The sequence below is a fragment of the Burkholderia ubonensis subsp. mesacidophila genome, assembly GCF_002097715.1.
Lineage (GTDB): Bacteria > Pseudomonadota > Gammaproteobacteria > Burkholderiales > Burkholderiaceae > Burkholderia > Burkholderia mesacidophila.
Window position 1 is genome coordinate 15,563 of record NZ_CP020740.1, and the last position, 12,308, is coordinate 27,870.

Here is a 12,308-nt window from a genome sequence, read left to right on the forward strand (position 1 = left end):
AATCAGCACGCGGCGACGGCCGTAGCCGCCACCGTTACCCAACGCCCGTTGACGAGCACGTCGCGCAGGCGCGAACCGTTCAGCTCGTAGACGTGCTCCGTGCCCATGCGAATCGGCTTCGGGCGGACATTGACCGTCAGGCTTCGAACCAGAGCGGCCGATTTGGACTTCAGTTTCATAGCGTTCCTCGGAATGAAAAAAAAAGGCGAGGAACGCCCCTGCGGGGAACGTTCCCCGCCAGGGTTAAAAAATGTTTGCTGCACTACCTCGCGAGTGCGGCCACGTCGATGACCGCATCGGCCTCGGCAATCAGGTCCGGCGTTTGCGAAATGAAGAACTCCCTCGCATACCCGCCCTGACGCAGAACCTCGCGTTTCATGCGCATGAACTGCACCTTCCGATCGGGATCAAGCGGTCCATCCGACTCGTCGCTAAACAGCGTCTCGTACGGCTGTCCCGCGTTGCCCGCGATGTACAAAGCGACGCCGCGTGTCAGGCATTCGTTGATCCACACCTTCTGCCCACCGGACATCACACCGACCGCCTTGCTGCTGTCGCTTTCGGCGTCGTGCACGAGGATTTCGAAACCCTCGCGAGTTTCACCATTGGCCAACGTACGCTGCGTCTGGATCTCGACCGTGAATCGCGTGCCGTAGCACGCGAGTAGCAAGTCATTCACCGTCTGCGTCAGTGCCGGGCCCGAGTCGTCGATCGTGAGAGCAATCACTCCATCATTGCCCAGTCCTTTCGCGAGCAGCTTCCACTTCGCGACCTCGTCCGAGATGCGCTCTGCGAGTGCTTGCGTCGACGACAAGCCATCCAGCTCGCGCTCGAGACTGGCAAGCGTCGTTTCGGCGGTGGCCTGGCTCCGGATCAGTGCTTCGATCCGGGCGTCCAGCCTTGAACAGCTATCGCGACTGGCGACCAACTGACGATCGACGTCCGCAATAGCTTGCGTCACATCGGCCGAAGCTAGGCGCGACATCTCCAATTCGACGTCGCCCAACAAGCCATTGAGCCGCGCCGTCTCCGTCTCCCGACGTCTCGACGCCTCGCCTCGCTCAACATCGAGCGACTCGAGTTCCACGTGGGCCTGCTGCAGCCCGGTTTCGGCTGCGTCGAGCAGCGGTTTGCGAGCAGCGAGTTCCGTTGCACGTTGAAGTGCCTGCCGGGCTGCCGCGATTTCCGCGTTGACGCGCTGCAGCTCAGCTCGCTTCACCGACAACGCCTCGACAGCCGGTGCGAGCTGCTCCAGCTCCGCCTTGTGGCCGCGGTACCGAGTCCGCAGGTTCCCCAACGAAATCGTCTGGACCTCCACTTGCTGCGCTGCGCTCCTCGCTTGCGCGAGCAACGGGCACGACACGTGAATTTCCATCCCTGCACACGGCACCGACCCGATTACCGATGACTGCTCGGTCAGGGTTTTGATCAGATCGGCCTTGGTCGTACCCTCTGATTGCAGGCCGGTGAGCGTCGATTGGACCGTCGCTGCCCGTAGTCGCTTCGCATCGAGCTCGTCGATCGCGCGCTGTAATGGCTCGACCTGCGCCTCGCCCTTTCCGAGACGAAGCTGAGCTTCATCACGATCCGCGGCGGCGCCAAGAATCGAATCACGTTGTCGAACAACCGCCCCATGACCAGCGATCGTGTTACGGATCGTCGTCGCGCGTTGCGAGAGGCGTTGCTGCTCCGCCTGTCCGTCACGCTCCAACGCGAGAAGCGAAGTCTGCAGCTCGGTGCGACGCACACCCAGTTCCCCGAGTCGTGCCGCCGCACCCGCGTTTTCGCCCTGCTTGGCAACCAACACGGCGTGCTGCTGCGTGAGCGTTGCAATCTCCGCCTGCGCAACCGTGCGCTTCTCGCGAGCGGTAGCGATCTCCGAAACATCCATCGCGATCGCATTGCGCGTCTGTTCTACACGCTCCCGCTTTCCACAGAACGCCGCGAGGTCCTGTTGCACCATGCCGAGTTGCCGGGCCAGCACCTTCGCGACATCTGCCGCCTTCGTCGACAACGAACGGAGGTGATCAATCTTCAGCAGCTCAGCAAGCAGCCCCTTGATCTCGCTCGCACCGTAAGACGCGAGGGGCCTGCGGTTTTGTGCCGAAAACACGCTCGTGAAGAACGATTCGAGCGAACCACAGATCGCGTCAACACACCGATCGTATGTTTCGCCCTTGCCGTCCGACACGGTGCCGTCAGGAAGCGATACCGGCCGCCACTCGCCGTCCGTTGAGCGATAGAACAGGAAGTAATCGGCTTTGCCGGTTTTCCCAGGCTTGCGGAACGCGAAGGTCGACCGATAACGCAGGCCATCGTGCTCCCATTCCAACTCCTTGCGGGCTTGCGCCCCGCAGATGTGGTCCCAGTACGAGAACGCATCGACCGAGAGCTTCGATGCGCGAGACGGCATGATCCGGTACGGGTGCAGGTTGTCCATGATCGTCGTCTTGCCGGCGCCATTCGGCCCCGTCAACGCGATCAGTCCGTTGGGCAACGACTCCAGATCGAGCTCCACGCTGTTGCGCTTCATCCCGTCCCGGACGCCGTAGAAACCTTCGAGCAACAGTCTCAGTGGTCGCATGACTGGAACTCCGCGAGCGAGATGGGCTGCAGATAGTCTTCCGGGAGGAAGGGGATCTCGTCGTCATCAACGGGAAGCGTCGGCTCCGGCCGGCAAGCCGGCTTGCCAAGCGTGCCGTCAATGGCGGCCTGAACCGTTCCACAAAGTCGGCGGAACGCGTCGGACGTCTGCTTGAGCATCGATTCCCAGTCGGTGCAACCCGTGAGAATCTGCAACTCCCGCCCGGACCACTGACCTGAGTACCCCGAGTCGAACGACCACAGCAGGTTTTGCAACTCGACGGCCGGCGTGACCACGATCTCAGCCTCGTCGGCATCGATCACGTGGGTCAGCACGAACAGGCCATCTCGTTGCGCGATGACGGCGCCGCGATGGAGGCCGAACGGCTGATGGAAGAGTGCTGCAGTGCATCCGCCGTGGTCGACGAGACGCTTCTGCAGCGATTTCGCATCGGTAGACGCGGTAAAGGTCTGGGCCCAACGGACACCAGCAGGATAGAGACCAAACATGAGCACACTCCGGGATTGAGACAGAGTGCGCCCCTGACGGGGATCACGCCCCGTCAGGGTAGTAAGAAAATGGATGCAGCAATGCTGCGTTCGATGCGCCATCGGGCGCGGGGTGAACCTCGTTTCGATAGCCAGCTGGGCTATCGGAACACGGCTGGTGTTCGGAATTGACGGAAGACAAACCGCCGTTGAGCGGCACTACGCCGCGAATAGATCGTCGGTGAGCCAGGACGGCTCGCCGGCGTCCGCCGGAGCATCGGAACCGCTCGTCGTCGTTGTTGTTAGCGACACGACCGATGCGACTTCCGGCGGTCCGGTCTGATCACCTGCAGGCTCGTCGATGCCGGCGAGACGCGCCAGGATCGACTGCGCAAGCGATTCCGGGTCACCGGTCTCGAGCTGCTGCAGCCGATCAACAAGCGGTACAGCATCGACGTCAGCCAGTTCGCACCATCGGGTCAACTTTGCCTCGACCGACGGCGCGGTGCTGATCCCTTCCGCACGGCTGCGCATGACAGGAAGCACACGGGGCTCGAGCTTCACCCCGGCGGCCGTCGAGAACATCGCTTCGATCGCCTTGCGGTCGACCAGCTGCTTATGCTCTTCGTCGATCTGCCAGCGAATACGCACGAACTTCCCGGCGGACGCCGCCGCGAGCGCTTCAAGCTCGTTCGTGTCCGGCGGCCCGTCGAACGCAACGGATACCATTTCACGAGACGGTGTCGGGACCAGCACGGCATGCGCATCGGATGCCGACACGTCCCACGACAGATAACCCTTGTCGCCGAGCTCGCCGTAGTGGAAACGCCCGATCGAACCCGGATACCCAACGACACGCCCTTCACGCTCCCACGTCTGACACTTGTGGATGTGCCCGAGCATGAACGCCGAGCATTCCGCAGCAAACAGAGCGTCGAGGCTGAACTCATGATCGAACCCCGCCATCGTGACTCCGTGCTCGGTCTCGCACCCATTGACGGTCCCGTGGGACACACCGACAGTCGGCACGCCAGCTTCCCGCGCCGTCGTGTTGATCCGGCCCGCGGCAGACAGGAAGCCAGCGAGCGAGTCGGCGAGGTCCGTCGACGCCGCCAGCGCCCCAACACGCAACGCCAGATCCGCCTTGTTCAACGTCGGAAGGCAGGTGAAGATCGCATCGGGTGAGCATTCCACGCTGTTGGGAATTTCATTGACTTCGAACACTGATCCGCGGGAGATCCGGAACTCACCGTCGAAGAGCGCAACTTGGCACGCTCTGTCCGCGATCATCACCGGATGGCGCGCCCCCATCAACGCAAAATTGTCCAGTGTCCCCGGTGGTTCGTGCGAAAACGTCCCCTGAAGCATCAGCACCGGCATCGCTTGTGCAAGACGGTGAACCTGCTTCGCGAGCGCATGGAGTGCCGGCGAGTGCGCGTCGAGCCGATGATCGGTCGAATCTCCGCTGATCACCGCTACGTCAGCTTGGCGCGCGATGGCGGTTTCGACTGCGTACGAAAAGCATCGGTCCGCCTCGTCAAGGTTTCCCGGTGAGTAATGCAGGTCAGAAAAATGCGCGATCTTCATCAGCGTCTCCAGAAAAAGAAATGGCCGCCCGGGAGCAGCCAGAGATAGGTTCGCGCCAGCATGCGGCGCAAGGAGGGACCCTACGAGCGAGAAAGCACGTCGCGCACGCGCATGAGCGCGTTGCCTTGCAGGTTCAATCCCTGCCAGGCCGACGGGTCGCCGATACGAGGATCATGCTCGCCGAGCCCGACGCCCCAGACGCGGTCATACAGGCTGGCCTCAACCAGGATCGTTGACCCTGTCGCGCGCAGTACAGTGGCGAAGGCCTCGTTCTGGCGAAACTTCTCCCGACAGCCGACGAATACGATCGGTTCGCGCACCTTCAGCCATCGGGCCTCGTCGAAACCGCGCACCGAACGGCCAAGCCGCTTCTGCTCGCGAGGCGACGTCGATGCGAGTATGGCCTCTGCTGTCGCACGGTCATCGAATAGCAACGCCTTCGAGTACATCATGAATTGTTCAACGCAATTGAACGTCACGTCGTGGTAGGTGAAGCTGCATGGATGCCAGTTGCTGAACACATCGGCGGCGCCGAAGAACGCCGTGATGTTGCCGGTCCGGCGCATAAGTTCCTCCAGAGGAATGAGTCAAAAGATGGCCGCTTGCGCGGACGGTTTCGATGCGTGAGACACGCGGTCGAAAGCACTTGAGCAAATCGCTTTGCTGAAGGACTCTCTGATTCGCGTTGTCGGAGAAAAAAGTGCCGACCCTGAGGGGCCGGCAAATGGGATAGCTGTTACGCGTTGCGGTGAGCGTCAATCGCTTCGTCGATCTCACGATCGAGCGCACTCGGGTCGTCGAGTGCGTTCGTAAGCCGCGCGATCATCTTGTCAACGTCGGCAGCCCGCTCGGTCCAGCCGCGGCCGAACAGGAAGTGGCCATAGATCCGGAATGCCTGACGCTGCTCGTCGTCCACGAAGCGAAGACGCTGCAGCAGGTCCTGCATGCGGTGGCGCTTCTCTTCCATCGACTCGGGCGGACCGTCACCGGCTTCCACCTGACCAGCGCGCCCCGCAGCGCCTTCACCTTCTGCCGGGTGAAGCTGAATCACGGTGCCGCCAGGGCCTGGCTGACCGGCCGATCCAGCGGCTTCGATCGCCGCCGGCGCCTCCTCCGCACCGTCAAGCAACGCACCGATGTCGATATCCGCATCGAGCACGGTCAGCATCTGCGGTTGACGCACCGCTTCGCCGGCCTCGTTGATCCGCGTGATGTCGAATTCCCGCTTCGAGATCCAGAACCGGGTACCGGTCAGCTTGCCGCGCGCCAGCTGGACCGTCTTCATCGCCGCGTATGCTTTCTGCAGCACGTAGATAGAGTTCGTCGGGAGTTCGATCAGACCCAAGCCCTTGATGTCGGGAATAGCGAAGACGAACTGCGCGCCGAGGTTGCACTGCCGGCTTTGGTATTGCGGGCATTGCTCGGGGTTGCAAATTCCATCGGGGATCGCGTCATCCTGCCGAAAGATCACGTCGCGGCCGCCGAAATGCCGAACCGCGCGTTGCGCGCGCGGATCGCGCTCGACCTTTGCATACGTCTTGCAGTACCTGAGACCATCGTGGCCGTACTGCGAGAAGTACTTGCGACCGCTGGTGCCCCACGCCGCCATCTCGTTGGGGATGTTCTGCATCCAGTCGTTGAAGGCGAACAACACCGGGAAGCGGTAGAGCCTAACGCCCTGGCCGCGATCCTCACCGTAGAGCCTGACGATCTCCTCAGCGACATCCGGGTTGTTGAAATCCGAGCGGCGGCAGGTGAAGTAGTCGGTGTTTCGCGGTGCCAAAGCGTTCTTGAGGTTGCAGCGCGACTCCAGCGTCTTGCCGATCGTCTCGAAGGAGGCACCGGCCGCGACCATCGAATCGTAGAGTGCGACTGCGTCCGCGTTGCCACGGGCTTTCGTCGTCAGCACCTTGATGCCGGGCCGAATTTTCCCGATCACCGGCGGGCGCATGGTCCGCTCTTCGACGACGCTCCGTACCGGGCCGCCGACCAAACTGACAACTGCGTTCATGAAGGTTTCCTCGCAAGTTTATAGATCGCCTGTGTGCGCAACGCATCCGCTGACTGCTCAAGCGCGTCTGCGGCCGCCTCTCCGCGGCGGTGGGCGATACTGGACAGAAAAATCCGGCGGTCGGAGTCGGTGAACATCGCGACTTGTGCCACCTCGCAACGCGCCCGCCAGGCGAGTGACGTCGTATCGGTAGCCGACCTCTCCTCGGCGATCGTTTGGCTGATCACGTCGGCAATCCGGGAATTGAGACGATTGGGAAGCACACGTGTCTCCAGGACAGAAAAAGAGGATGAAAAAAAAGCGCGTTCCTCGGCAGAGGAACGCGCTTCGTGGATTCAGTGAAATGACCCAAGCACCACGTCCCTTCCGGGGACGTGGTGCTCAGGGAGCCGGACGGCTCATATAGAGGACGTTAGGTCGTCCTCGCACAGCATGGTCACGCTGCGCTACAGCCCATTTTCGGAAGTGCCATTCCGCCGCAGGATCACGGCTCAGTCGACTACAGTCGTTCTACCCAGGACAGAGGCCTGGAGAGAGACACCCGTTGTCCGGGCTCGAACGACGTCGCGGCGCAAATGAATGCGACCGGCGACGAGTTTCATGACTGAAATGGGGAGCACGGGCGAGGTGCTCATCAGAAAGGAATTCCACACTGGTTGCCAACCAGTCGGAGCATGCCCATTGGCACGGCTTGTACAAAATATGGACTTCGGCCAGCGAAGTCAGGGTCGATGCGTCAGGGACGCGAGAAGTAGAGTCAGTATCGCGAATATCCCGGCCCGCGTTCCCCGAAAAGCTCACGAAATGAGCCACGCTTTTGCCGGTACGCGCATCGGGCGACTCGCTCAGAATCGTCAATGAGAGAGACCACCCGAAAAAATCATGTCTGCCGTTCTCGAACCACCGCACGAAGGGCGCGGGCAACCTGACACGCCCACGCAAACCACCTCACCCGCCAGCGATGAGCCGGCGCTTCGCCTCGCCACGTCGACAGGCTTGAAGCCGATCCAGCGCCTCACGAGCGACAGCCGTATTGACAAGATCATCCCGGACTCCAACGCCGTCACGATCCTGCACTACAGCTCTGTCTTCGCACGCCAATTCATTCGCAGCGACTACAACTTCTGCGCGGCGAAGATCGCTGTCGCGCGCGCCGGCAAGGTACGGGCACTCGAAGTGACGCTACGCGAAACCGCGGACTGGATGCGCAAGGCCACCGCGTGGGTCGAGAAGCACAACGCACGAGCGCTGACGTTTCCGAATGAACAGATCGAACTGAAGGTGACGCGCCCGCTCGCCGGCCTACTCGTTCGGTGCCTCACTCAGTACGACCGCCTGTTTACCGCGACGATGGAAGCGCAGCTCGCCGAGAAGATCACGCCCCAAGATCGCGCCAACATCCTCAAGAACGCCGAAGGCCGCATCCTCCAGGTGAGAACCGCGTGCATCCCGGACAACGACCGGTACGACGCCGACGGCACCGTTCGCGACTGACGCAACCGATTCTGCAGCACGGCTAGACCGGATCTTGACTTTGTCGTCCGGCGAATAAGCTCGTCTACAGCCTGTTGCGCACGCGCGCCGTGTCGCGACGTACCAATCACCCTGTCCGGAGACCTACCTCGTGACCAATCCATCACCGGCTGAACAGCGCCGCGAATCCGCTGATCAGGCGATGCCTGCTAGCAATTGCGGGACATCGATTCCGCTGAACCTGGCCCAGGCCCGCCAGCTGCTCGAATTCTACGGCGACCTCGAAGGCAACGTTGTCCTCTCATTGAGTGCAGCCGGGCACCGCGGCCCTGGCGTATATGCATGGATCGACGACCATCCCGAGGATGGTGCGTCGTTCCTCGACCCTGATCTCGATGGACCGAACTCGACCGCACCTGCGTGCGTCGACGACCGGGAGACGCGAATCCACCGCCTTCAGCGAGCCCTCGCGTACTGGATGCCATCCACGGCGAAGGAATCGCATCCCTACGCTCGTCAGGCGGGCGAGCACGCCGCGCTATTGACCGGGTTTGACGAGCAGTTGCTCGAACGTGCTGGCGATCGCCTTCTGGAGTACGTCGGACGATGCAACCAAGCGAATGAACGCATGCTCGACGCGGCCGCCGATGCGGGGTGCCCCGAAGGGATGGAAGTCGCCGAATGGATCGGCAGTTTGGGTTCGGAACTCGCCCAGTTGCGAGAGGAACGCGATCTACTGGCGCGCGAACTGGTCGCAGCACACGCATGCAGGCACGCACCCGCCGCCGGCAAGACACCACTCACGGAGTAAATCTTGGACATACGAGAGATCCAGGCGCTGCACGCCCAATACTCATCGCGACCAGTTGTCATCGACATCAACAGCCACATGGAGGCACTCCCGGCGCCCGTCGGGCAAGAATCCACGCGCGAACGCGTGATCGCGCGGCTCACGTCGACCTGTCGCCGCTTCGGCCGGCCGACGGCTATCGCCTTCGCACTTGCGTTAGGCGCCGGACTCACGGGTATGTGTGCTGCCAAGCTCTGGCACGTGCTTCATGGACCGCAAGCCGTCGCACACATTGAACCGACCGCATCGCAAATCCCGCGCACTGGACTGGCGCAAGGTGCAGAATCTGCAGCGGCTTCGGCGCCGCCGGGACCGAAGCGTCCGCTCACCGGCGCTGACTTTGCTGAACCAGCGGAACGCGCTGCGGCCAGCCTGTCACGCGTTGACGCCAATGGGATGCGTGCCGCAGGGTCGGGAGAATCGGCCGTGCCTGCGAATCCCGCAACACCCGCACCGCTAACCGATCTGGAAAAAGCCGCCGCGTCACCGATTCGTGCCTCGCGTGCCGCAGCGGGCCCGCAGCCCGCTGCGACCGCGCCGGCCCAGGGAGCTCCCGCACCCGTCGCCACGGGGTCACCCACGTCTGCGGTAGTTGCGTCGGCTGGTCAACCGAAGTCTCCACCGCAGCGAATTCACCGCGCGCCCGCTCGTCAGCGCCAGGAGGCGGCCAGTGACGAGGCGACGACGCCCGCACCGCATAGCGATCCGGCGAAGGCCGAACACACCCCGAAAACCTCGACGCCCGCCAAGACTAGCGACGTTCCACTGTTCTGAGAGAGCATCCATGAAAGCAAAACCGAGTAACGTGACTGTCCTCATGGCTGGCCTGGTCGTAGACGGCACCTTGATTCTCGACCACGGGTTGAGCGTCTTTGCGCTCGTAACCGGCGACATCATCTCAACCAGGGGCCTGCTGCACATCGGCACCGGCGGCATCATCAAGGGGAAGGTTCAGGGCGAAATCGTTCGGATCGACGGCACCGTGGAAGGCGACGTATACGCGCGCGAGATGCTCGAGATAAACGGCCGCGTGAACGGAGACGTGTTCTATTGCGGCACGATCCGGCTCGGTCCGCAAGCCGCGCTCAATGGTCAGCTTAAGCGCGTGGCACGCGAACTGGTCATTGAAGCGTCGGCGGCCGCCACGCCGCTCACCGAAACGTCCGACACCGCAGCGCTCCCGACGTCATGAACAAACCTAGAAAAAACCTCGGAGCGATTATCCAGCAAAGCGCGCGACCCACAATTGCAGTGACGTCCGTGATGGCGTCTTGCTGTCTTGCATGGAGCGGTCTAGCCCCGTTGAGGGGAGCACCGGACAACACGACCACCCGAGCGATTGGGTGCATAGTCGACTTTGTCGCTCACGGGCTCACGTACGGCGACGATCGCCCTGTGGATCGTTGGCTCATCCAAGCTCCGATCGCGCTCATCACCTATCTCGTGCTCGCTGCTCTCCCCATCGTCTTCGGGGGCGTGGTCATCGAGTGGTGGGCGCTTCGCCACGAAGAACGCCGCACGACCGGCAATCGCGAGGCAGATACTTGTCAGGGACGCGCGCCGGCATCCGAATGAAGTGTCGACGGCCGCTTCATGCGGCCGACTTTCTATTCAATCCCGGACTCGACGACAAATCGCGACACCGGGTTCTTCTTGATCGATGAGATCGTCAAGCTGTCGCGCGCTCGCGTCATGGCGACGTAAAACAGCCGTCGCTCTTCCGACTCCGGGCTCTTGTCGTCCGGCACCACGCCCTCCTCCGATCGACTGATCCAGACGTGGTCATACTCGAGCCCCTTCGAGCTGTGCATCGTTGTAAGCACCAGCACACCGACGCCCGGCTTGTTGTTGTCCCGCTTCAGGAACTCGATGCGCTCGGTGAACGAGCCGTTCAATCGGCTGATCACGTCATATGTACACTGGATCGCACGAATCGCGACGTCGCCCTTAGCGTATGTCATCATCCATTCGTACACACCCTCGAGCGCGAGCGAATGGAAGGCGCGCTGGCAAAGCGCCTGCCACTCACCGAGCCGCTTCATGAAAGCGCGGTACGCCGTCGCCGTTTCCTCCCGCAGCCCAAGGCTCACCAGCTCCTGCTTTTGCATCTGGACGAACGCCGCGCCCATGCGCTTGTGCAACGCGCCGAGGTCGTAGGAACTCATGCCCATATAACCCAGGACGGCGTCGACGCCGTTCTGCTTGTGACCTTCAACAACCTGCAGGAGATTGCACATCAGGGCCGCTTGCGGCTTATTGAGCACCGACCCGCCCGATGCGCGGTAGTACGGCACGCCGTGGGACCGACACACGGACTCGATCGGGTCGAGAATCCGGTTCGTCCGCGCTAGAATCGCGCACGTCGCGCCGGCCGCCAGCTTCGGCTGCAGCGTTTCGACCGCGGCTACGGCATCACTGTACTCGTCGTCGAATCGCCGCGTCGCGACCGCGCCGCCGGCACCGCGCGCGGCGTGGAGAATCTTCGGCATTCGATCGACGTTGTTTTGAATAACCCGGTCAGCGGCCGCCAGGATTTCAGCACGACAGCGATAGTTGCTACCGAGCACCACGCGCTGGGCCTCGAACGTACTGGCGAAGCTCTCCATCCCGCGGAAGCCGAGTGCCGCGCGGAACCCGTAGATGCTCTGGTCGTCGTCGCCCACCACCGTGACATGCGCGCCGGCGCGCGCATGCAGCTCGACCCACCGAAACTGCAGCGGGTCCGTATCCTGAAACTCGTCGACGAGTAGATCGGTGAAGCGGTAAGGTTTGATGTCGTCGCGTTGCATCCCCTCGACTGCGAGGCGCAACATGTCCTGGAAATCGATCTTGCCGTTGCGCTCAAGCGCGTCCTGATAGGCGGCATAGAGCGTCGATTCGGCCGACCCTTCCTCAGCTCGGCCAAAATTCGTCTTGATCCGCTCGATGATCGGCACCGCCTCCTCGACCTTCCAGCCGTACCCGAGCTCCGCCAGTACCCGCCCGAGCAGCCCGAGCCGATCACCTTCGGATGCAATGTCAGGACGGCTGCAACCTGGCCGCTGAAGCTGCTTGAATGCGAGCGAGTGGAAGGTGCTGGCGATCAGGCGCCGCTTCGCATCAGGCGGCGCCAGCGCGAGAATACGGTCGCGCAGTTCGAGGGCGGCGTCCTTGCTGAAGGTCACGGCACCCACCACCGCTGTAGGATCCTGCAGCAGCCAGGCGGCCTTCGTCGCACTCATCTTGGTCTTTCCTGCGCCCGGGCACGCGATCGCGAGGCAATGGCCGCGCATGAGTGCCACCTCGCGCTGTTGGGTATTCAACTCGTCGAGCATG

Annotated in this window: 12 protein-coding genes; 4 read left to right on the plus strand and 8 right to left on the minus strand. The window is 62.4% G+C overall.

Annotated features, from left to right (window positions below):
- Nucleotides 1–2: 2 nt before the first annotated feature.
- From B7P44_RS37305 to B7P44_RS35090, 7 genes are all read right to left on the minus strand, one after another.
- Nucleotides 3–179, minus strand: a complete 177-nt coding sequence (locus tag B7P44_RS37305; protein WP_167389845.1) for a hypothetical protein — start codon at nucleotides 177–179, stop codon at nucleotides 3–5.
- Between the two features lie 83 nt (nucleotides 180–262).
- A complete protein-coding gene (locus tag B7P44_RS35065) occupies nucleotides 263–2,584 on the minus strand; it encodes a sbcc family protein (RefSeq protein ID WP_084910759.1) in 2,322 nt (773 codons plus the stop codon).
- Nucleotides 2,572–3,093 carry a hypothetical protein gene (locus B7P44_RS35070; RefSeq protein ID WP_084910761.1) on the minus strand — a complete coding sequence of 174 codons (522 nt, stop codon included), beginning with the start codon at nucleotides 3,091–3,093 and terminating at the stop codon, nucleotides 2,572–2,574. Before B7P44_RS35070 ends, B7P44_RS35065 begins: the two co-directional genes overlap by 13 nt.
- A gap of 198 nt (nucleotides 3,094–3,291) precedes the next feature.
- Nucleotides 3,292–4,659, minus strand: coding sequence for a metallophosphoesterase family protein (locus B7P44_RS35075; RefSeq protein ID WP_084910762.1), 1,368 nt, complete (start codon nucleotides 4,657–4,659; stop codon nucleotides 3,292–3,294).
- A gap of 80 nt (nucleotides 4,660–4,739) precedes the next feature.
- The gene (locus B7P44_RS35080) at nucleotides 4,740–5,225 is read right to left on the minus strand and encodes a riboflavin biosynthesis intermediates N-glycosidase (RefSeq protein ID WP_084910764.1); all 486 of its coding nucleotides are present in this window, start codon (nucleotides 5,223–5,225) and stop codon (nucleotides 4,740–4,742) included.
- A 170-nt stretch (nucleotides 5,226–5,395) separates the two neighbouring features.
- Nucleotides 5,396–6,670, minus strand: coding sequence for a recombination directionality factor (locus B7P44_RS35085; RefSeq protein WP_084910765.1), 1,275 nt, complete (start codon nucleotides 6,668–6,670; stop codon nucleotides 5,396–5,398).
- A complete protein-coding gene (locus tag B7P44_RS35090) occupies nucleotides 6,667–6,933 on the minus strand; it encodes a DUF7696 family protein (RefSeq protein ID WP_084910767.1) in 267 nt (88 codons plus the stop codon). The genes B7P44_RS35085 and B7P44_RS35090 overlap by 4 nt, the downstream gene beginning before the upstream one ends.
- A 619-nt stretch (nucleotides 6,934–7,552) precedes the next feature.
- Between B7P44_RS35090 and B7P44_RS35095 the strand changes: the two genes are divergently transcribed.
- The 4 genes from B7P44_RS35095 to B7P44_RS37020 all read left to right on the plus strand — a co-directional run bounded on the left by B7P44_RS35095 (nucleotide 7,553) and on the right by B7P44_RS37020 (nucleotide 10,568).
- Nucleotides 7,553–8,164, plus strand: coding sequence for an AcaB family transcriptional regulator (locus B7P44_RS35095; RefSeq protein WP_084910768.1), 612 nt, complete (start codon nucleotides 7,553–7,555; stop codon nucleotides 8,162–8,164).
- 130 nt (nucleotides 8,165–8,294) lie between these two features.
- A complete protein-coding gene (locus B7P44_RS35100; RefSeq protein ID WP_133118018.1) occupies nucleotides 8,295–8,954 on the plus strand; it encodes a hypothetical protein in 660 nt (219 codons plus the stop codon).
- Between the two features lie 823 nt (nucleotides 8,955–9,777).
- Nucleotides 9,778–10,185, plus strand: coding sequence for a bactofilin family protein (locus tag B7P44_RS35110; protein WP_084910774.1), 408 nt, complete (start codon nucleotides 9,778–9,780; stop codon nucleotides 10,183–10,185).
- Between the two features lie 203 nt (nucleotides 10,186–10,388).
- The gene (locus B7P44_RS37020; protein WP_133118017.1) at nucleotides 10,389–10,568 is read left to right on the plus strand and encodes a hypothetical protein; all 180 of its coding nucleotides are present in this window, start codon (nucleotides 10,389–10,391) and stop codon (nucleotides 10,566–10,568) included.
- A gap of 32 nt (nucleotides 10,569–10,600) precedes the next feature.
- On the opposite strand, the gene B7P44_RS35120 is transcribed toward B7P44_RS37020, so the two are convergent.
- Nucleotides 10,601–12,307, minus strand: a complete 1,707-nt coding sequence (locus B7P44_RS35120; RefSeq protein WP_084910778.1) for an ATP-dependent helicase — start codon at nucleotides 12,305–12,307, stop codon at nucleotides 10,601–10,603.
- Nucleotide 12,308 lies beyond the last annotated feature (1 nt).

What these genes read in the sequence shown, in the direction of transcription:
- B7P44_RS35065 (WP_084910759.1), bottom strand. Translation starts at nt 2,584, where the DNA reads ATGCGACCACTGAGACTGTTGCTCGAAGGTTTCTACGGCGTCCGGGAC.
- B7P44_RS35070 (WP_084910761.1), bottom strand. Translation starts at nt 3,093, where the DNA reads ATGTTTGGTCTCTATCCTGCTGGTGTCCGTTGGGCCCAGACCTTTACC.
- B7P44_RS35075 (WP_084910762.1), bottom strand. Translation starts at nt 4,659, where the DNA reads ATGAAGATCGCGCATTTTTCTGACCTGCATTACTCACCGGGAAACCTT.
- B7P44_RS37305 (WP_167389845.1), bottom strand. Translation starts at nt 179, where the DNA reads ATGAAACTGAAGTCCAAATCGGCCGCTCTGGTTCGAAGCCTGACGGTC.
- B7P44_RS35080 (WP_084910764.1), bottom strand. Translation starts at nt 5,225, where the DNA reads ATGCGCCGGACCGGCAACATCACGGCGTTCTTCGGCGCCGCCGATGTG.
- B7P44_RS35110 (WP_084910774.1), top strand. Translation starts at nt 9,778, where the DNA reads ATGAAAGCAAAACCGAGTAACGTGACTGTCCTCATGGCTGGCCTGGTC.
- B7P44_RS35095 (WP_084910768.1), top strand. Translation starts at nt 7,553, where the DNA reads ATGTCTGCCGTTCTCGAACCACCGCACGAAGGGCGCGGGCAACCTGAC.
- B7P44_RS35120 (WP_084910778.1), bottom strand. Translation starts at nt 12,307, where the DNA reads ATGCTCGACGAGTTGAATACCCAACAGCGCGAGGTGGCACTCATGCGC.
- B7P44_RS35085 (WP_084910765.1), bottom strand. Translation starts at nt 6,670, where the DNA reads ATGAACGCAGTTGTCAGTTTGGTCGGCGGCCCGGTACGGAGCGTCGTC.